The organism is uncultured Aureimonas sp. (assembly GCF_913775355.1).
In the GTDB taxonomy this organism is placed as follows: Bacteria; Pseudomonadota; Alphaproteobacteria; order Rhizobiales; family Rhizobiaceae; genus Aureimonas.
Genome location: NZ_CAJYIU010000107.1, coordinates 20,126 through 40,728 on the forward strand (window position 1 = coordinate 20,126; position 20,603 = coordinate 40,728).

A 20,603-nucleotide genomic window follows, 5' to 3' on the forward strand; every position below is an offset into this window, starting at 1 on the left:
TGCATTCTCCATGGCCGAGTCCGGGGAGCCCTTGCGGACGATGGTGATCGACTGGAACCAGGCAGAACCGGATGGGACGCTCATTAGAGCCGCTCAATACGTGCGGATGTCCACCGAGCACCAGCGCTACTCGACCGACAACCAGTCCGCGTCGATCCGAAACTATGCCGAAGCCCGCGGATACGAGATCGTCAGGACCTATGCGGACGAAGGCAAAAGCGGCCTCGACCTGAAAGGACGGACCGCGCTCCGCCGCCTCCTCGACGACGTCGAAAACCGCAAATCCGACTTCACGGCAGTCCTGGTCTACGATGTCAGCCGGTGGGGTCGCTTCCAGGATCCCGACGAGGCAGCGGAGATCGAACTACGTTGCCGGCGCGCCGGTGTCGCGGTGCACTACTGCGCCGAGCAGTTCGAGAACGACGGCAGCATCGGATCGTCGATCGTCAAGACCGTGAAGCGGGTCATGGCGGGGGAGTATGTCCGGGAACTCTCGGTCAAGGTCTTTGCCGGACAGGCGAACCTGATACGGCAGGGCTTCCGGCAAGGCGGCGCGGCCGGCTTCGGTCTGCGCCGCATGCTGGTGGACGAAACCGGTGCGTCCAAGGGCGAGTTGCGCTCGGGGCAGCAGAAAAGCATTGCGACGGATCGCGTCGTCCTCGTACCCGGACCCGCCGACGAGGTCGCCGTGGTGAAGGAACTGTATGCCCTGTTCGTTTCCAACCGGATGTCGGAAACCGAGATTGCGATCGAGTTCAACCGTCGCGGCATTGCGAACGAAGGCGGACGTGCCTGGACGCGGGGGACCATCCACCAGATCCTGATCAACGAGAAGTACATCGGCCACAACGTGTGGGGCCGCACGTCCTTCAAGCTCAAGAAGTCGCGGTCGAAGGTGCCGTCGAGCGCGTGGATCCGGTCCGACGGGTCTTTCGAAGCCATCGTGGATCCGGCAGCCTTCCAGGCTGCGCAGGCGATCATCCGAGCCCGTTCGGAACGGTTGTCCGACGCGACGATGCTGCAGCTGCTGGCCGCCGCGTTCGAACGTCACGGTCAGCTGTCCGGTCTCATCATCGATGAGACCGAAGGCTGCCCGTCGAGCGGATGCTACGGCCAGAGGTTCGGGTCGCTTCTGCGTGCCTACGCACTGGTCGGCTTCGTCCCCGACCGGGACTACCGGTACCTCGAGATTAACAAGGCCATTCGTCGGATGCATCCCGACGTCTTCGAACAGGTGCTGCGGGGCGTCGCGACCGTTGGCGGCAAGGTGGACAGGGATCCATCCACAGATCTCCTGACGATCAACGACGAGTTCACCGTCTCGTTGGCCCTCGTCAGGTGCTGCACCACGTCCGCCGGCTCCCTCCGGTGGAAGGTCAGGCTCGACGCCTCCCTGTCGCCGGATCTTACCGTCGTGGTGCGCATGGATCCGCCCAACCGAAAGCCGATGGACTTCTACCTGCTGCCCCGGCTCGACATGCATGAAGCCGTTCTCCACCTCTGCGAGTACAACGGCCTGTCGCTGGACGCCTACCGGTTCGACACGCTCGACCGCTTCTTCGCCATGACCGCTCGCACTTCGATCCAGGAGGTGGCCTGATGACGGCCGTACCTGCCCAACGCGTCGAGATGATCGATCTCGACCGCATCGTCGTCGTCAACCCCAGGTCGCGCAACAGACGCATCTTCGACGAAATTGTCGACAACATCGCCGAGCTCGGTCTCAAGAGACCCGTCACGGTTTCCCGGCGGATGGAGGCGGACGGACCGTTCTACGATCTGGTCTGTGGGCAAGGTCGCCTGGAGGCGTTCCGTGCGCTCGGGCAGAAGGAGGTTCCTGCGCTCGTCGTGAACGCCTCGGAGGAGGACTGCTTCATCGCGAGCCTCGTCGAGAACTGTGCCCGACGCAACCACCGGTCGATCGATCTCCTCCAGGACGTCGCCGGCATGAAGGAGCGCGGTTACAACGTGCCCGAGATCGCCCGCAAGACCGGGCTGTCCGCCGAGTACGTCTACGCCGTCGTCCGCCTCATCGAGAACGGGGAGGAGCGGCTGCTGCGAGCGGTCGAAGCCGGGCAGATTCCTTTCAGCGTCGCGCTCCAGATCGCCGATACGGACGATGCCGGCGAGCAGGCGGCCCTGCAGGAGATCTACGACCAGAACCTGTTACGCGGTCGAAAATTCCAGGACGTCAAGAAGCTGGTCGAAATTCGGCGCCAGAAGGGGAAGGGGCTGAAGACGCAGAAGAAGTCCGGCGACGTTCCCGTGTCCTCGGCCATGCTCGTGAGGGCCTATGAGAAGGAGAGCGCGAGAAAGAGGCTGCTGATCCGCCGGGCGGAAACGGCGAAGAACAGGCTGACCTTCGTCGTAGAAGCGGTAAGACGCATCTCGTCCGATCGGACCTTTCTGGTGCTTCTGGCCGAGGAGAAGCTCGACACGATGCCGGAGCCGCTCGCGAACAGGCTCGCCAGAGGCGGATCGACGAGATGAACGCCCGGAGACAGGTCGGCCCGGTGAGGGTGGCGTTCGAGGATACCAGCCTGCGGATGGACCTCACCGACATACTCCCTCTGCGGATGGTCTCGGCGGATGTCGTCAAGTCCGCGAAGTATGCGCAGATCGCAGCCTCGATCGAGGAGGTCGGCATCATCGAGCCCCCTGTCGTCGTCCGCGACAAGAAGAACCACGACAAGTTCCTGCTGCTGGACGGGCATTTGCGGATCGATATCCTGAAACGCAAGGGCGTGACGCATACGGTCTGCCTGATCGCGAAGGACGACGAGGCGTACACCTACAACAAGCGCGTCAACCGCATCGCAGTCATCCAGGAACACCTGATGATCCTGAAGGCGATCGAGAAAGGGGTGCCGGAAGACCGGCTGGCTCGTGCACTGAACGTGGACGTCTCCAGCATCAGGCAGAAGAGAAATCTCCTGAAGGGCATCTGTCCCGAGGTGGTCGAGATGCTGAAGGACAGGCATGTGCCGGTCAACACGATCGGACATCTCCGGAAGCTGAAATCGGTCAGACAGATCGAAGCCGTCGAACTGATGATTGCGATGAACCGCTTCACCATCAGCTACGCGGCCTCTCTCGTCGCGGCGACACCTGCAGCGCAGCTCGTCGATCGGCGCAAGCCGACGAAGGGCCTCGGGGAGATCGAGATCGGCATGATGGAGCGGGAGTCCGCGGCGCTCGACCGCGAGTTCAAGACCATCGAGCAGGACTACGGATCAGACCATCTCGACCTCGTCCTCGCCGTGGCATACGTCGCCCATCTGCTGACGAACGCCAGGGTCGTCGGATACCTGGCCCGGCACTTCCCGGACATCCTCGGCGAGTTCCAGAAGATCGCGGACCTCCAGAAGGCTGCCTGAAGCCGCGACTACAGGCAGACCCAGAGGGCGGCATATGCGATCGTGTTGGCTCTTCCTCCAGTTCGATCGCGATCGGCATACTTGCTTTGCCGGACTACTCGCTCGCGACCCAACCGCCATCGACCTTCGTGAACCGCATCGGCGCCGTTCTGGTCTGCGGTGCGGGCATGTAGCCGCCAGACGCCGTGACGGTGATGTCGCAGACATAGGTTGCTCCTTGTTGAAGCGTGCACCCATGCTTCGCTACGTCGGTCGCGACGAGCGGCTGCGGCGCACGCTTCGCGATGACCTTTCCGAGCTCGACCATGAAGGCCGATACCGATGTCCGTATCTCAGATTCGGACGGCTCTCCCGAACAGCCGGCCAGAAGCAGGGGAGCCATCATCATTCCGAACGCGAAGCGCTTGTTCATCTTTATAGTACTGTCGATGCTTGAAAGGGGATCAGAAGGTGTCGAGGCGCACGCCGCCCTTGCGGCCGGCTCCCGACGTCAGGGCTTCGCGCATGTGCGTTCCGACGGCTTCCGCGTCCTGGACGACAGCGCCGGTGTAGGCCAGCTCGACGACGATCCGGCTCGACAGGTCATCCTGACTGCCCGGGTAAAAGACGACCGTTGCAAGGGCCGTGCAGTCCCTCGGTACCTTCTCGCCGGACGCGAGGGCATTCACGGTGTCGATCAACGGGTCGTTCGAGACATAGCCTGCAAGAGTGCTGCACGCATCCACGCGGCGTTCGAGGTCTCCGAGTTCGCTCGGCCGAACGCCGGTCGCTTCCATTGTCGCCGATACCGTCGCCTTCAGGTGCGGAACATCGGCTCCTGCGATCAACCGCCCGTCTAGCCAGACGTAGGACCACTTCGGCGTCGTCTCGTCGTAGCGGCCGGTCGGCTGTCCGAGGGCCGCGACGATGGCTTCCTGGATCGCAGGGATCGATAGTTCTTCGCCGCCTCGGCCAACGATGCTGCGCTCCAGGGTGAGCAGCTGTGATCCGGTCAACGGCGAGGAGAAGGTCGCCGTGCGCTCTTCCCGGATCGGCCCGGCGCCGTCCGCCTTTCCCGCCAGCTGAAGCGTGTCGGGAAAGGAGAACTCGACGGTTCCGTCTCTCGAATTTCCGAACTGCAGTTCGCGGTTCCCGCGCTTCAGTTGGAACTCGTCGCCGACGGCCGCAGCGAACGTCCTTTCCACGTCCTCGTACGAGGTTCCGAGCGACAAGCCGGCGATGGCTGGCACGGTCCCGTCGAACACCTCAGACGCCGCTGCCGCAGGAGCAGAGAAGGGAAGTTCGGCCGCCGCAGCGTAGACGCAAGGGAGCAGCAGCGCCGCGGCGAACGCGGCACTCGACAGATGGTTCTTCATGTTTCTCTCGGAGGTTTCGAGCTCAGAGCTCGGGAGGGGTCTCGTACTTGAAGATGAGGCGGCTGTTCGGCGAAGAAGTGGAGTATCCGGTGATCGCGCAGCCGGACTCGGCACGGACAGGGGCTCTGCCGCGCAGGGTCAACGTCGATGCGTAGCCGTCCGCGAACGCGCCCGTGACGTCGTATGCCGCCGGCTCACAGCCGTACCTGAACGTGAAGGCGGTGCCGTGGACGCGCCTTGGGTTGCTCATGTCACCCCGAAAGAGGATCGCGCCCTTGGGAACGGAGCGACGGATGGCCGATTTGGGTTCGGCGTAGGCAATGGTTCCGGAGTGGACGTCGATGGTCATCATGCTGCCGTTGTGCATGAACGGCTCGCCGAGAACGTCGCCGGCCGCTGCGCTGACCTTTACGGCGCCCTTCGTTGCGGCTGGCACCTTGTCACCGCAAAGAAGGAGCCAGTTCGTCGCGAGTTCACGACCTCCGCTCGCGTGGTCGGTCGAAACGATGCTCCCGTCGGCACGTGAGAACTTCGGTGTGCCGATCGCGACGCCGGTCGGATCTTCGCGTCCCCAGATTCCGACGATGCGATAGTCCGCATCGTCGACATTCCTGATGCGGCCGGCCGTGCAGTCGGCCGAGGCGGTGAGGGCGGTCCCCAAATCCGTCTTCCGCGTGTCGGCCAGGCAGGCCAGCAGCCGTGTCGGATCGCCGACCTCGCGTTCGCAGTATTCTGCGACGTCCGCTTCCCTGACCTCCGACCGGATACGTGCTTTCGCCGTGCCGATGCCGGACGAAGCCGTCAGAGTCGTGCCGATGCATCGGCCACAGGTCAGGAGACCCTGAGCCGCGAACGAGACGCTCGGCATCAAGGCCAGTATGGTCACTGTGAGAAATGCTGCTGGTATCCGCCGCATTGTCCAACTCTCGTGGGAAGCTTCCGCGGTGCGCCCCCGCGATATGCTGCCTCGACCCTGATCGGGGAGTTGGAAAACCGGACTACGTACGGTCCCATGGACCTTTAGTTCGTGAGAACCTGGACATGCGTCCATGGCTCCCCGACCCAAAGATCAAGGATACGGCGCCGTTCTGGTCGGCGGCCAAACCAACGTAATCCGGGGTTTCCACGCCCCAGGCTGCGCGTACAGCCCGGACGAAGGCTACGCGATCACCCTTGCGCAAACCAGTCCGCTGCAGGCGCTAATCGGAGCACGGTTTACGGAGGGTAACTGCCGATCATACCTCTCCGCAGTCCAGATGGTATCAGGATTGTTGCATGTCTGATGTAAGCGTCGTCCTGACCGCACCTTGCTGACGGCCGTTTAGGTGTCGAGTTTGAGCCCTTCGCTTTGAAGGAGGGCTTGGAGCCATGTCGATGTCATGTGCTGATGCTGGCACGGAGCCGGTTCGTCGGTTCGAGGTGTTCACGGGGGGGCGTCGGCGCGAATGGAGCGACGAGGCGAAGGCTGCGATCGTTGCCGAGAGCTACTCGGGCCTGGAGAGCGTGAGCGCGGTAGCTCGTCGCCATGGCCTTGGCCATTCCCAGCTCTTCACCTGGCGCCGCCAGCTTCGCGGACCGATGAACGATGCCGATGGATCATTGCCGCTTTTGACCTCGCCGTCGTCGGTGACGGAGCAGCACTTTGTGCCGGTGTTGGTCGCGGCGCAGAGCGTGGAAGGTAAGGATCCGCAGCGCAAGCGCCGCCCGCGCTGTTCGGGCAAGGCGGGCCCGACGATCGAACTGGAGATCGACTGCGTCTCAGTGCGGATCCCCAAGGGCACCGACCCACGCACGATCACGGCGGTGATACAGGCGCTGAAGGGTTCATCGTGATCGGCCCGTCGGGCGTGGTCCGGGTGATGGTGGCGACGAAACCGGTAGACTTCCGCAAAGGCGCCGAAGGGCTGGCGGCACTGGTGCGCGAGACGATGGGGGCCGATCCCTTCTCCAGTGCGGTCTACGTGTTCCGTGCCAAGCGGGCTGACCGTATCAAGCTGGTGTTCTGGGACGGCACGGGAGTCGTGCTCGGGGCCAAACGTCTGGAGGACGGTGAGTTCCGCTGGCCGAAGGTGCAGGACGCCGTGCTGCACCTGACGGCAGCTCAGCTCTCGGCGCTACTAGAGGGTCTCGACTGGCGTCGCGTCCATGCCGTGCGTGAGACCCGCGTGCCGGCTTTGCCGGGCTGACGAAGGGGCGGTAAAGCCTGTTGCCGCTGGGATTGAGAGGTGATTCACTGGCCCATGACCCTGGCGGCCGACACGCTTCCCGACGATCCCGGCACGCTCAAGGCGATGCTGATCGCCGAACGGATGCGCGCCGAGCGGCTCGAGCAGATCATCAAGGAGCTGCAGCGCCATCGCTTCGGTCGCCGCGCCGAGACGCTGCCTGAGGACCAGCTTTTGCTTGGGCTGGAAGACGTCGAACAGGGCGTCGCGGCCGACGAGGCTGCCGAGGAAAGAAACGCTCCGGCGGCAAAGGTCGAGCGTATCACCAAGCGCCGCGCCAACCGCGGCTCGCTGCCCGCCCACCTGCCTCGGATCGAGACCGTCGTCGACATCGAGCACAAGGCCTGCCCCTGCTGCCGGCATCCCTTGCACTTGATCGGCGAGGACGTCGCCGAGCGGCTCGACATCGTGCCCGCCCAGTTCCGGGTGCTGGTGACGCGGCGTCCGCGCTACGGTTGTCGGGCGTGTGAGGGCGTCGTGGTCCAGGCCCCGGCGCCGACGCGGTTGATCGAGGGCGGTCTGCCGACCGAGGCCACCGTCGCGCAGGTGCTCGTTTCCAAGTTCGCCGACCACCTGCCGCTCTACCGCCAAGCGCAGATCTACGCCCGGCAGGGTGTCCATCTCGATCGCTCGACGCTTGCCGACTGGGTCGGGCGCGCCGCCTTCCTCCTGCGTCCCGTCCATGAACGGCTGCTCGGTCATCTAAAGGCCTCTTCCAAGCCCTTCGCCGATGAGACCACCGCGCCGGTGCTCGATCCTGGCCGCGGTCGCACCAAGACCGGCCAGTTCTTCCCCTATGCCCGCGACGATCGCCCCTGGCAGGGAGCCGATCCGCCCGCCGTGGTCTTTATCTACGCTCCCGATCGCAAGGCCGAGCGTCCGCTCGACCATCTGCAGGGCTTCACCGGCACGCTGCAGGTCGATGGTTATGCCGGCTACCGGGCGCTCGCCGAGTAGGGGGATGTCAGGCTCGCCTTCTGCTGGGCGCACGTGCGCCGCAGGTTCTTTGAACTCGCCGCCGCCGGTCCCGCGCCGATCGCGTCCGAGGCTCTGGAACGCATCGCCGCGCTCTACAGGATCGAGTCCGCGATCCGCGGACGGTCCGCCGAGGCGCGCCGCCTCGCGCGTCAGTGCCGCACCCGTCCGCTTCTCGACGCACTCGAAGCCCTGCTGCGCGAGAAGCTCACGCTGATCAGCCGGAAGACCACGCTCGCCGAGGCGATCCGCTACGTGCTCTCACGCTTAGAAGGCCTGTCCCGCTTCCTGGACGACGGCCGCGTCGAGATCGACAGCAACACCGTCGAGCGCACGATCCGTCCGCTCGCCTTGACGCGCAAGAACGCGCTCTTCGCCGGGTCCGACGCGGTTGCCCAGCACTGGGCCGTCATCGCCTCGCTCGTCGAGACCTGCAAGCTCAACAGCGTCGATCCGCAGGCCTACCTCAGCGCCGTCATCACCCATATCGTGAACGGTCATCCCAACCGCGACATCGACGATCTAATGCCTTGGCGGTTCAACGCCGCCGAAGCCAACCTCGCCGCCGTGGCCGGAGGACGACGCTTACTGTCTGATGAGGCTGAAGCGCGATGATCTGATGATACCCAAGCCTTCGACCATCGCAGGAACCGACGAGGTGGCGCATGCTTTCGGGGAGGCACGAACCTTGCTCGACCACTTCGAGTTCATCGTTCAGTGCGAGGCCGAAGCCGCTTTTGATCCCTAATTTTACGACGCTTAGCGCGACTTGGCCGCCTTGTTCGCCTGCGACATCGCTAAGTTCTTAACGCTATGCGCGCTGCAGTTACAGACGGTCTGGTCGAGCGATCAAACGGAAGGACATATCAACCGTTTGACCCTCGTCGACCGCCGGATATATGGGCAGGAAAAGGTGGACCTTTGCTAAACCTAGGTCTCAGAAATATCCTGATTGTCGCCAAAATGCGGTGGATCGACTTTTACACGCAGATCTGGGGCCCCGTTCCAACACCGTTTTACAATGCATGGGACGTTATGTACGCCACGGGCATGGAGGACCGAACTTAGCTACCGAGTCGGTTTTCTCCAAATATTTCTTCATCAAACGATGAAATCCCGAAAACCATGTAATTGAACTCGGTAACTTCCTTTCCAGTTCTTTGATTGTACAACCTCGAGCGCTCATTATCCCAGACGCAACTGGAAAGAGGAATCGTCGACTGATCACCACCTTGTGCGACGATGTAAGATCCAAGACGCAACCGTGGCGATGTTTTACTTCCGGTGAAGTCAAAGCCCATCTTGAATTGATGAACTTCTTGGTTCTTGGGCCCGTTGATCAAAAATTTGATTACACCCCCAGCCGTAAGTGCCAAGGGCGCAAGAGCCGGCTGGGCGGTGCTGAGCAACGATAATCCTTTCTTATAAATTTCACTATCAAATATACCCATAAGAGCGTCGTCTGATGTAGATCCGACGTAAACCGTCCTTCCGGAAAGCTGTATACCGTTCTTACCTACAGTAAGTCCAAGGAATAAGGGGAGACCAGTGATGCCTGCGCTGTCCTGATTTTGCACTGTAAGTGTGGCAGCGAAATGTATAGGCTCAGAAGAGCCCGCAATTTGGTTCTTTCCTTGAAACTCGCAAAGTATGCTCTGCTTCCCGCGACCAGGATATTCAGCTGCATAGAAGTGGTCCAAGGTGACCTTGATTCGGGTGCCTGCAAGGCTCGGATCGGCGGCAATTCGATTGCCGGTCAAAACGCGGCTTACTGAGCCACTTCGATCGTCGTCTATGAGACCGTAGGCCACACCGGTCGCCGTGTACGGTGAGTTTCCGAAGCCGAGGAAGCCTTGACCTGTGCCGCCTGCCGCAGCAATGTTGTCAGCCGCTTCATGGTTTCCGATTTCTCGCAGGAAGGCGACGACGACCTCAGGAGCCTGTTCTCCCAAGCTGGACCCCGGTGGGAAAGGCTCGAATTCCTCGTCCAGATCCAGCTCCTGAACTTTGGTTCTCGAGGTCATGGTCTCACTCTCCTGCGCACAGGCGTCCTGCTTCTGCCGCGTTCACGCGCCTGTTCACGCAACGCTTCGTTTACCTGCTCGTAGATGTTCTGCGTAACGAGTTCACCAACTTCGATCGTCGCAACCAGAGCGTACGGAACTTCTGTTTCCTCGAACCCTGATTTAGCCATCGCCTGAACGCCGACCCGCATGGTCTCTTCCGCCGCGATGGACTGAATGCTGCCGCCTTTCAGCCGAACACGCCGGAGAGTCCCTTTTGCGCTCATCTTCGGCGGTGGCTGGACGACCTGGCCGCTCTCTACGCCGGACCAGAATGAGGTTTCGGACTTCGTGGCACCGGTCAGCATGAGCTTGACCGCTCTGTGATTGGCGGCCCGAGGACGCAAGGGCGTCATCCATGCCAGCGTCAAGTCGATCTCTCTCACCTCTTTGATGCCGTGCAACCCCTCAGGCAAAGGTATGTCGTACTCGTGGCGATCATCGTTTCGGATGAGCCCCTCGGCCAGCATCGTTACCCTACGTCGAGATCCGTCGATTACCCGCTCGACGGAGCACTCGCCATATCCGATTACTCCGGCTGCATTCCCTCGCCTCTTTTGCCAGTTCGTCCCGAATGGGTCACGCAGACTCTCGAGAACGCTTCCGGCTTCGCCCCAGCGGGCACCGTGGGCGACGAGAGCCTTGAGGACCGCAGCCCGGGTAGGTTTATCGAACCATTCGGTCTCATCATCGGGCTCATGCTCGATCGCATCGTCCAGCGACTCTGCGAGCCATCCGAGCATGCGCGTCGTCAATGCGGCTGAATTGCTCGTTCCGCTGCACCTCCGTCGAGCGTCGCTCAACAGGCCCGTGCCATCGGGTACGGCAGTCAGATGCCCCAGCTGTGGATTTGAAAGACCTCTTGCCAGAAGCTTGCTTCCATCCTTCCGGGATGCAACCAGTTGCCTTCCGCCCGGCACAACAAAATCTGGTTTGACGCTGCCTCCAAGACCGGGACCGATTGAAGAGTAGACACTGGCAGCACCCGCCAACTCGAAGGGATCGTGAGGGAAAGAAGTGCTCGCATGATCGAAATGGAGGGCGCCGATCGTCAGGCCGTTGATCGCCTCGGCAGGCGATATGATCCGACGCCTTTCACGCGATCGATGTAGTGCTCCGATGAGATCGGACGAACGTTTGGCTTTATCGCCTCTCTGGAATGCCTGAGGGCTCGGATAGCCGTCTATTTCAAATTCGGAGCGAATGTTTCCTGCACTCGTCACGAACAACACGTTATGATCGAACATCAGCTGATCGAGTAGGCGAGCCCACGCTGATGGAAGCCTCGTAAACTGGCGATTCTCGTCGCCAAGGCTATGATTGAATACGATGAGACTAGGAGCTGCCGGCTCTCCGTCGTCAAGTCCGACCAGCATCGCCTTGACGGCACGCTCTACGATCTTGATCGCGAGACGATCGGGGGGAGTGGTCTCGCGGCCGAGCTTGTCGAGCTTCAGGACCGGAATGCATGCGACGCGTCTCGGAAGCGTTCGCTGGGTATGGTCCTGAAGATCTCCATGCAGGATGAGCGAGGCCATCTGTGTGCCGTGAACGCGACCATGGAGCGGAACGTCTTCTCCGAGGATGTCGACGGTATGTACGTCTACACGACCTCGCAGGTAATCGTGGTTGGCGACTGGAAAGCCGTCCAGGATCCCGATGAGAGGGGAGCGCTCGTCCGCTTCACCAAGACGGCGTGTCATGGGTATCGCGGCGTCGTCGTCATCTTCGCGATCGAAGGAAGCAAGCGACTGAGGTCGGATCGACATGACCTCTTCCGCTGATGCGAGAGATCCTTGCCGTTCGACCAAGGTGCGAGCCGTAGCTGGCGATAAGGATACCAGGACACCGTGGTACTGGATGGCTTCGATGACGGCTTCGTCGAGGATCTGCGCATCGTCCTCGGATAGGCTCTCGAAGAACGACTCGCGCCGACTGTTTCGGACCTGTCTTCCCTCTCGAAACCATAGGTCGATCTCGAGAACGACAGGCTGATCGGGGGCTTCTCGGAGTCGTCGCTCGATGTAGTCGACCGTAGGCGCCTCGATCCTGTCCCGGGCATCCCACGTCCGCAACGACGCGATCAGCGGGAAAAGCTGCCACCAACCTCCAGCACCTTCCTTGGGAGCGTTCGGTGAACTCTTGAACGCGTCCCACAGCTTCAAAAGTTTACGAAGGGACGCCTCGTTTGGCATCGATACGTAGAGATGACCTTCACTGGATGGCTGTCTGGACCCCGGGTCGACTACTGGTGTCTCGTCCTCATCGAGATCGTCCAAACTTTCGCCCAAGTATTCGAAACCCACCTCGGCCGCAGATTTTGCGAAATCTGCAAGAGGCCCGAGAACCTTCAGAACGATAGCACGGTCCGGCCCGATTTCGGATGGATCATCAGAGATGCCGGGGGAGGCGGTGGCGGCGTTAAGTTTCTGGCGGATTTTTCCGAATGGCCCATCCAGCCTCTGAATCTGAGTCAATCGTGAAAAGCCTGGAGCCGGCGTGACTCTACTGCCCGGTATCCTTTCGGCGACGCCCTTCCTTCTTACGAGGCGTATGATCGGGAAGCTCTGAGGATCCTTCGCCATCTGAGATCGCACCTCGACTGTCTGAGGTGCGATCCAGCCAGCGGTGCACGACTCGTTCCACGATAGGTATAATGTCGGACCGATCCTTCGTCAGCACAACTCTCCGTCGGATATCGGCCAACATTTTTTCGACTTCCGCGAAGCTGATACCTTCCAGGCCTTCGGCAACCAAGCTGATATCGAAGGAATGGTCTACTCCCACCTTCCGCAACATCTTGCCAATCCATCGCTCGATCTGCTTCCGATCGGGCAATGGAAGATCCAAGGTCAGGTCGAAACGACGCCAGACCGCCCTGTCGAGCATCTCGGAATGATTGGTCGCTGCGATAACGATCGTGGACGACGGCAAGGCATCCATCTGGACCAGGAGTGACGACACGATGCGTCGCATCTCCCCGCTCTCATGTGAATCGGCTCGCTCTTTTCCGATGGCGTCGAATTCGTCGAAGAATAGGACGCAGGGCAACGAGGCACAGTATTCGAACACGTGTCGCAGTCTGCCCGCCGTTTCGCCGAGATAGCTGCCCACGAGAGCTTCGTATCGTACGGTCAGGAACGGCACGCCAACCTCTGCAGATACGATCTCCGCCAGGCTCGTCTTACCCGTTCCCGGTGGCCCGGTCAGCAGCAGCGATCGTCGGGGTTCAAGCGAATGAGATCGCAGGAGATCTGTCTCCCGCTGTTCCTGGAGAAAGTCCGCGATATCATTCCTGGTCGAAGGGTCGAGGAGTAGGTCGTCCAGCTGCCTCACGGCGGGACGTTCGATAAGAAGGTCGCGGACGTTCTCTGGAAGGAAAGTCAGAGATCCGACATCGGCCGATGGTCGAGGACCCTTGGACGGATCGAAGACGCTCGCGTATCGACGTGCCAGCGTGTGCTGCTGTTTCGAGCGCGCATCCTCGGCCAGGGCCTCCAGCGTTCGCTGCAGGAGGCCTCTGTCGTTCTCGACGCCAGCTTTCGCCAACTTGAGGACCAGATCGCTACGACTCATCGGATCGCCTTCTCGGGGCTGTCACTGCATCTGCATCGCGCCGCACCATGTCGGCAAGATGATGCAGGACTTTTAAGAAACCGGCAACGTCGCTCTCGTTTATCTGTACGTTTTGTTCGTCTTTCGACGCGAGGGTATCGTTTCTAGGTTTCTGGATGCCCGCCCGCAACCGACATGCGATACGCTCAGTCGCCCGCCCGGACTGGAGAAACGTGTAAACCGTGGAACGATGAAGCCCTGTTCTTCGAGCGAGTTCGGCTCCCCCAATCGCTCTTGCTACCATCAACAGCTCAAGGTGTTCGGGTGATTTGGGCATCCCCGTTCATAATACGTACAAACCGTACAACGCAAGCTACATCCGAGGTACCGTATCCGCATGCGGCATCTTGGAATCTATGTTGAAGGGCTCAAATCCCGCCCTGATAGCTCGAGGCTGTCGCGGCTCACGTCCCGATGCCATTCCAGCATAGCGGCTTGCGGGCGCAGACGCCCTTCGTCCCGGAAGACGGCTCGCTCTTGCGGGAATCAAGAACGCTCGACAGATGGTCCGGCATCTTGATGAGAACAGGCTCGGAAACTCGACCGGTTAAATATATGCAGTTTCAACTCAAAGGTAGCATGAGGGTCACGACAAGAGAGACCATTCCTAAACGACTGCGGCGGACCACCCGTTGACCTTCAAGGCGAAGGTGGCCCTCCCAGCTATGCGGAACGAGAAGACGATCGACCCGCAGGCGCTCTCAGCCTCCGGACCTCCGTCCGAATTCAGACGTAGAACTTGAACGGCTGGCGTTCCTCGCCCTTGGCCGATCCCATCGTCAGAACGTCGCCGACCATCCGGGCGAAGCGGACTGTTACCGGTAGCCCGTCGTTAAAATTACACGAATTGTAATTGATCTTCGTCAGTCCCATTATATCCCGCAGTACGGTGGCGATCTTTGGCCTTGCGTTCTTAGACCGCATTACGGTGATGTGGAGCGGATTGGGCGTTTCAGGCCCGATGTAGGTGTCCAGCTGCGGCACGTAGCCCGTTGTCCAGAGATAGGCCGACCTGTCATCAAGAAGTAAAGCCGTGCCGCGCAGGACGGGATAGTCGCCGTCCCTGAAGAGCTTGGTCTCACCACCGGTCGGACGGATCCTTACCCCGACGACGTTTGTCTCCTTTGGCGCTGCGGCGGCGAAAGCTTCCCACTCCTCGTCGTTGAAGTATGTCTGTCCGTGAATGAACAGTTCTTTCGGTGGTGAACCATGCTGTTCGCCATACGTCTTCAGGACGAGCTCGAGCAGGTTCCGCGCGGCCGGAGCCTTTAGATGATACTCATGCTCGCCCGTTTTCCAAGGTCCATTGGCGCCGCGGAACACGACGCCGTCGCCCTCGTCGAGAAACATCTGTGCAGCGCAACAGGCGTGTCCGTCGGGATCGTTCGGCAGGCTCTTGTAGACCATGCCGATGTAGCACACGCCGGGCCGCACGTCCGCCAGCCGCCACGGCGGTTTCGGCTGCGTCTTGTAGTAGAGGCCGGTCGCGAGGTTCCAGGCGACCGTCGCCGCATCCTGGGTCTTGCGGATGGGATAGTTGGCCTTATTGAGGAAGGCGCCGGGCGCGAGTGTCGTCTCACGCACCAGCTGGGTCGGCGCGATCCTCAGGAACTCGGCTTTGATCCTGCGATGGAAGTCCGGAACGTCCTCGAAGATCGCCTCGCCCGACTGATCTATGGCGCCCATCGCAGATAGCAGCGGCAGGTCTTCCTTCATCTTCTGTCGCTTCCTGAACTCACCTTGCTCCATGGGAAGTCCGGAACGCTTGGACTGCGGCCGGCAGCGTTCGTAGACGATGTCCGGCAGGACCAGGACCCACACGTCGACCGACCGCTCGTCGTTGCGCCGATGCTTCTCCACGCGATCGATGTATAGGCGAGCGACCGTGTCGACCGCTTCGTTCAGGTTGAAGATGCGCGTGGCGCGCTCAATGTCCTTCGCCTGGATCGAAAGCGCGCTGAACTCGTCTGGATCGAACGATATCCCGAAGGCTTCATCGAGGCCGGGGAAGTTCGCCAGGTGCAGGCGATCGACCTTCTCGCCCTTTCCCGGCGGCGGAACCGGGATGGAAGACTGTAGATCGCGCGACCATGTGCGGAAGTGCGCGATGCCTTCGTCCGTGCCGACGACGCCGACGCGGATCTCGTGCGTCCGCTTCGCCTTCGCATGCGGGCCATACAGGAACAGGCCATCCTTTGGGTGGGGGCTGCGCTGTGCGTATGCGAATTCCAGCAGCGGCTCGTCGAAGTGCTCGACCTGGAGCGATCTCTCGGGAAACTTCATTCTTCGACTCCGTCGTCGCCGTCGGGTCGGCCAAGGGTGCTGTCGTCGGTTTCCTCCTGCTCAGCATCGAGAAGGTCGGGAAGTGCCGTGCTTACCGGCGAGGTGAACAGCATCGGCGCTGCCTCGATCACCAGTTCTGCATCCCTCGCGAGACGAAGGCGCAGGCTTGCACCCTCACCGGACATTAGTTCAATGAAGGCAAGCATGCGTCCGTGCCACTGCTTGTTGCGCCATCCCTTGCAGATGCTGCGACGCAGCCGATGCAGCTTCTTGGGATCGTCGATGTCGAGCCCGCTGGGCGTGCCGTTGTCGACGGAAAACAAAACCCGCGCCTTGAGCCTGAGATGCCAGAAAGGCCTCAAGAAAGGCATCGCGGTAACGCCGAACTGCCAGATGTGGCCCTTGGCCACGTTGCGCAGCATTGATGACCGATGATCCCCCTGTCTACCCCATGGAACGCGTTGACCGGTGCGGACTTGGTCGGCCGACGCGTGGAAGCCGACTGCGTGCGAATAGCGATATTCGAGGAAGCCTTTTTCCTTGCCGAACGCGGACCACGCCTGCTTGATCATCGCGACGATAAGGTTCGAGGCAACCTGTCGCTGGATGCCGAGCTTTGGAAAGCCACCATCGACGAATTCCAGCAGGGGGATCTCGTGCTTCAGCCGGAACCGGCCAGCCGATGCGAACGCGACGTCGATCTCGTCCTGATCCGCGAAGGTGATGAAGCCGCTGCGCTGGAGGGCACATGGATATGGGAACTGTTCGATCGCCCGATCCAGCATTCGGCCTTCGATCGCGCCGACGCCTTCGTAGTATCGGATGACGTCGGGCGCCTCCGAGACGCGCAGCCAGTTCGACGTCAGCCGCTCGGCCTCCTCGACGAGTGGGATCGCACCGCGTCGCCGGAAGGCTTCCCAGTTCGGATGGATAGCGGTCGGACCGGCGGATCGCGGCACCTTTTGTCGCCGAAGGGCATCGACGAGGCTGGCGACGCCTTCTCCCCAGCCACGGACGAAATCGACGGGCATCGTGTCGCCGAGGCCTTTGACCTTCCTGACCTGCTCGAGACGGAGCGGAATGACGAAGCGCGGATCACCGAGCTCCGTCGCCACTTCCAGGGCGATGTCGAGATCGTCCTGCACGTGCCGGTCGGCGAGGGTCGCCTCTCGACAGACAAGCAGGACCTTCGCCGCACGATGCTGAAGGGCCTGGTTCACCTGCCGTCGCAACCTGTCGCCAGGCTGAAGCGTGAGTATGTCAGAGAAGACGCGGTATCCTTCCGCCTCGAGCTTGGGACCTAGCCAGAGCGTGAACTCGTCGTCGAGCGGCGTGGCTTTTATCAGAAAGATCATGTCGCGTTCCACGGGCGCGAAACTTGGGCCAGATGCGGCTCTCTGCGGACGTGGCAGAAGCTCTGCGAGAACTGCGGGTACCGGTGTTCCGTCGGCTTCCTCAATTGCCTCCCTAATCACCGACTTGAGGATCGCGGTGCTTTGGGCCCATAGCTTCTGGTGAGCCTTCTCGATGTCCGGATGCTTGCGAAGCAGCGCATTGAGATCGCCTGGACCGAATATGTCACCCGGTCCATGCAGCGCAGGTCCGATGATTTCCGCTAGCGCCGCCTTGTTCCCTGGCGTGAGAGACACCGACGTGGCGAGGATGTAGCGTGAGCATCCCATGGCATCGATGGCCTTGCGCTCGCCCTTCATCTTGGACTTCAGCGCCGAAAGGCCCGACCGGTGATAGTGCTTCGCCTGCAGGACAACATCGCCCTCGGCAAGGGCGTGTCGCCCGTCCATCCCTTCATCCGGTCCTTCGGGGAAGACCTCAAACCGCTTGCCGATCTCGCGACCGACGAGGTCGCGTGCCAAATCCTCGAAATCAGTAGGAGATAAACTCGAGAAATCATAAGCCATTCGTCCAGGTTGAGATGCCTTCCGAAAGCGGTCAAGGATCCCGGGAGACGAATGCGTCACGGAACTGCCTTGCCAACAGGAAGAGGATCCGGCGTCCGGTGGCGATGCGACGAAATGTGGCTCCCACGTTCCGCATGCTTCGAGCGGAGTCATGGGTTGAGGTCGGTCATGGTCCGAAGCGGAACGCCTCTTGTTGCGTCCCGGATTTCCTCGTCCAAGTTCGCCTGAGGATCCGGCCCGGAATTGCTTGCAGAGCGATGAGGTTGATACTCGCCTTAAAGGGTAAGGCCCGGGACGATGCTTTCCGCCTTCGATGGGTCGGCGCCGTAGTGCGCCGTCAGGAGATCGCGGACATATTGCATGTTCGGGTCGCTCCCGAAGCGAAGCCGGCCGGCCGCGTTCCAGATCGCGGAAGGGAGATCGCCTCCGAACTCGTTCGTGCCGCGTGCATAGTTGTAGAGGATGTCCACCATTCCGGACACTATAGCGACACGTGCGCAGACGACCTCGACGTCAAGTGGTGTCGGATGGGTCCGATGACTGCTGTGAACGTCGAAAAGGCTGCGTAGGTTCGCGTGGAGCACCTGGAGTTCCGAGGCGAGGGAGATCAGGCTGTCTCTCGCTACGTCGTCGTCCTCAAGCTCCACGATGGACTGCAGGGGCGGCACGATATCCTGCGGCAGCGGCGCGAAGACGAACGGGACGTCCTTGTCCGCCGCGGGATCGCGAAGCCTGCCGTGCAGTGCCCGCAGGTCCGAGGCGATCCGCGTCAGGTGTGCCGACGCCGAGGACAGGGCCAGTGGCAGGCCTGCACGGAGGCCGCGCAGCTTCCGCCTTCGCGCCTCCTCGACGTGCTGGTCGACCTGCTGGCGTTGCTCCCAAGCGATGCGTTCGGTCTGGCGCATCTGACGACGGATGGCGGAGGCGCCGAGAAGGGCGGCGAGCAATGCCACGAACGACCCGACCAGGGCCTCCCAGTCGTCCACCCAGGCTAGCGTCGCGATGTCCCCTATCTTCTGCCAAGCTTCGGACAGGCAAGGGGGTTCGAAAAGTGGTCCGCACTGCGGTGGCATGCGATCGACAATCGTTGCCACTGCGACCGCGAGCCAGATCACGATGATGACGACGCAGGGCAACATCCGGAAGAGAATCCTGTGCTGGCATCGCTGCTGTTAACGGCTCGGTCGCCAAAATGTCAGCGGCCAACATCATCATCCAATATTGGCCAGGACGAAGGATGTCCATTCGCCTGCTCCCGCCGGAAAGCGGCTCGGCTCCCACCCTGTATCGCTGGTGCGCACGCAGACACCCTCCTCGGTGATGCTGAACGACGACGACACGTTACTTTTTAGCGCGGACGCCGGTCGTCTCCGGGAGGAAAGAGCCGACTTCTGGGTTGGAGACGACGACGGCTTCTTGCGCGCCGGCTTCCTGTTCGTAGTCTTTCCGACCTTTGCCCACATGCTGCCGGCGGGATGCGTTGCCGAGTTGGATGCAGAGACGCCGACAAGCCCGCGACCGTTGCCGGAACGGATGCGGCCGGGCACGCCGCGCAGGATGAAGAGGTCGGGCAGCGCATCTATGACGTCCGCAGACTTCAGCGTCCGAACTTAAAGACGGCGGTATGCGTGGCGTCAGCGCTCTGTCGCCGGCTCGATGATCTGGGGCCTTGTGCGTCGCATCGTTAGTTCGCCCTTCGCCACCTTGCTCGACATCGAACAACGCTGCCCTTGAACCCGGCACGCCAGGCGCTCCGAAATGTCGAATCTTCCTAGTCCAGGTACAGGTCGGCCTGCCGCTCTGGCTTCGTAGGCGGAAGCCGCCCCATCAAGAAGCCGAGGTGAGCTGCGGCACCGAGTAGCGGCGGAGATCGGAGAACGTGAAGTCTGAAGTCATAGCCGGCACCATCGCCGGATGTGCCGGGGGCGCGCAATACCGCCGATCGGTGCCATAGCCACAATCTGTCTGAGATGCACGCACGGCATCATCGGTCGCCACATGTTCCGACTGGTTGGGAACGCCTGCCGATCCCGTCAATCGGCGGCCGAGCGTTGGTCCTCCAGCCTGCGAAGTTCAGACACCACGGTCGGTAGGATACGGTCGACGATGCGCTTCACGCCGGCCGCATTCGGATGGATGCCATCGCCAAGGTTCAGGCTTCTCTGGCCGGCGACGCCCTTCAGGAAGAACGGATAGAGGGCAGCCGAATGGCGATCCGCCGACCTCCTGTAGATCGGCGCGTGCGCCCGTGCCGCATCGTTGCCGAGGTTAGGAGGAGCGACCATGCCGGCAAGGACCGTGGCCTTCGACACCGTGCCGACATGGGAAAGGATGGCGTCGAGGTTGCGCTCCGTGGTGCTCGGCGACACGCCGCGAAAGATGTCGTTCGCGCCGAACTCGACGATGGTGAGATCCGTGCCTGCCGGCACCGCCCGCCTGACCCGCGCCAGGCCCATAGCGGAGGTGTCGCCTGAGACCCCCGCGTTGGTCACCGTGACATCGTAGCCTTTGGCCCGCAACGTGGCCTGCAACTGCGCCGGGAACGCTTCGGCAGGTCGCAGGCCGTAACCGGCGACGAGGCTGTCGCCGAAGGCGACGATTCGAAGCGACTTCGATGCGGATTGGGCCGACGCGTCACTGCCGGTCGTTGTGACGGCGGCGAAGAGGGACAGGGCCAAGGCGGCGGCCCGCAGGAGAATTCCGTCAGGCATGGGACATCCTGGAGATGGAGAACAGACAACCGGCCGTCGCGGTGGGCGGCCGGAAGGTGCGAGGAAGCGTCGGACTGGTC

General features: G+C 61.7%; 15 protein-coding genes and 1 pseudogene. 6 read left to right on the top strand and 10 right to left on the bottom strand.

Annotated features, from left to right (window positions below; genetic code table 11):
* Positions 1-40: 40 nt before the first annotated feature.
* Genes QZ753_RS07600 through QZ753_RS07610 form a run of 3 tightly spaced genes read left to right on the top strand, consistent with a single transcriptional unit; the run spans position 41 to position 3,377 of the window.
* Positions 41-1,600 carry a recombinase family protein gene (locus QZ753_RS07600; RefSeq protein ID WP_294642448.1) on the top strand — a complete coding sequence of 520 codons (1,560 nt, stop codon included), beginning with the start codon at positions 41-43 and terminating at the stop codon, positions 1,598-1,600.
* Positions 1,600-2,490 carry a plasmid partitioning protein RepB C-terminal domain-containing protein gene (locus QZ753_RS07605; protein ID WP_294642449.1) on the top strand — a complete coding sequence of 297 codons (891 nt, stop codon included), beginning with the start codon at positions 1,600-1,602 and terminating at the stop codon, positions 2,488-2,490. Before QZ753_RS07600 ends, QZ753_RS07605 begins: the two co-directional genes overlap by 1 nt.
* A complete protein-coding gene (locus QZ753_RS07610; RefSeq protein WP_294642450.1) occupies positions 2,487-3,377 on the top strand; it encodes a plasmid partitioning protein RepB C-terminal domain-containing protein in 891 nt (296 codons plus the stop codon). Before QZ753_RS07605 ends, QZ753_RS07610 begins: the two co-directional genes overlap by 4 nt.
* A gap of 94 nt (positions 3,378-3,471) precedes the next feature.
* Here QZ753_RS07610 and QZ753_RS07615 read toward each other — a convergent pair whose 3' ends face one another.
* The 3 genes from QZ753_RS07615 to QZ753_RS07625 are packed head-to-tail and all read right to left on the bottom strand — an operon-like array spanning position 3,472 to position 5,618.
* The gene (locus tag QZ753_RS07615) at positions 3,472-3,789 is read right to left on the bottom strand and encodes a hypothetical protein (protein ID WP_294642452.1); all 318 of its coding nucleotides are present in this window, start codon (positions 3,787-3,789) and stop codon (positions 3,472-3,474) included.
* A gap of 31 nt (positions 3,790-3,820) precedes the next feature.
* Positions 3,821-4,732, bottom strand: a complete 912-nt coding sequence (locus QZ753_RS07620) for a hypothetical protein (RefSeq protein WP_294642454.1) — start codon at positions 4,730-4,732, stop codon at positions 3,821-3,823.
* A gap of 22 nt (positions 4,733-4,754) precedes the next feature.
* A complete protein-coding gene (locus tag QZ753_RS07625; RefSeq protein WP_294642456.1) occupies positions 4,755-5,618 on the bottom strand; it encodes a hypothetical protein in 864 nt (287 codons plus the stop codon).
* A gap of 482 nt (positions 5,619-6,100) precedes the next feature.
* Between QZ753_RS07625 and QZ753_RS07630 the strand changes: the two genes are divergently transcribed.
* The 3 genes and pseudogenes from QZ753_RS07630 (at position 6,101) to QZ753_RS07640 (ending at position 8,547) form a co-directional block, all read left to right on the top strand.
* Complete coding sequence (locus QZ753_RS07630) at positions 6,101-6,565, top strand: transposase (RefSeq protein ID WP_294642458.1); 465 nt, start codon at positions 6,101-6,103, stop codon at positions 6,563-6,565.
* Positions 6,562-6,918, top strand: coding sequence for an IS66 family insertion sequence element accessory protein TnpB (gene tnpB / locus QZ753_RS07635; protein ID WP_294642460.1), 357 nt, complete (start codon positions 6,562-6,564; stop codon positions 6,916-6,918). The genes QZ753_RS07630 and tnpB overlap by 4 nt, the downstream gene beginning before the upstream one ends.
* Before the next feature lie 54 nt (positions 6,919-6,972).
* Positions 6,973-8,547, top strand: a pseudogene (locus QZ753_RS07640) (IS66 family transposase).
* A 449-nt stretch (positions 8,548-8,996) separates the two neighbouring features.
* Here the strand turns inward: QZ753_RS07640 and QZ753_RS07645 are convergent.
* The 7 genes from QZ753_RS07645 to QZ753_RS07675 all read right to left on the bottom strand — a co-directional run bounded on the left by QZ753_RS07645 (position 8,997) and on the right by QZ753_RS07675 (position 20,523).
* On the bottom strand, positions 8,997-9,956 hold the full coding sequence (locus QZ753_RS07645) for a hypothetical protein (RefSeq protein WP_294642461.1): 960 nt from the start codon (positions 9,954-9,956) through the stop codon (positions 8,997-8,999).
* Complete coding sequence (locus QZ753_RS07650) at positions 9,953-12,472, bottom strand: S8 family peptidase (RefSeq protein ID WP_294642463.1); 2,520 nt, start codon at positions 12,470-12,472, stop codon at positions 9,953-9,955. The genes QZ753_RS07645 and QZ753_RS07650 overlap by 4 nt, the downstream gene beginning before the upstream one ends.
* A gap of 28 nt (positions 12,473-12,500) precedes the next feature.
* Complete coding sequence (locus QZ753_RS07655; protein ID WP_294642465.1) at positions 12,501-13,571, bottom strand: AAA family ATPase; 1,071 nt, start codon at positions 13,569-13,571, stop codon at positions 12,501-12,503.
* A gap of 765 nt (positions 13,572-14,336) precedes the next feature.
* Complete coding sequence (locus QZ753_RS07660; protein ID WP_294642467.1) at positions 14,337-15,893, bottom strand: hypothetical protein; 1,557 nt, start codon at positions 15,891-15,893, stop codon at positions 14,337-14,339.
* Entirely contained in the window at positions 15,890-17,812 is a 1,923-nt protein-coding gene (locus QZ753_RS07665; protein ID WP_294642469.1) for a TIR domain-containing protein, read from the bottom strand. The genes QZ753_RS07660 and QZ753_RS07665 overlap by 4 nt, the downstream gene beginning before the upstream one ends.
* A 275-nt stretch (positions 17,813-18,087) precedes the next feature.
* Complete coding sequence (locus tag QZ753_RS07670; protein ID WP_294642471.1) at positions 18,088-18,948, bottom strand: hypothetical protein; 861 nt, start codon at positions 18,946-18,948, stop codon at positions 18,088-18,090.
* A gap of 897 nt (positions 18,949-19,845) precedes the next feature.
* Complete coding sequence (locus tag QZ753_RS07675; RefSeq protein WP_294642473.1) at positions 19,846-20,523, bottom strand: arylesterase; 678 nt, start codon at positions 20,521-20,523, stop codon at positions 19,846-19,848.
* Between the last annotated feature and the right edge of the window lie 80 nt (positions 20,524-20,603).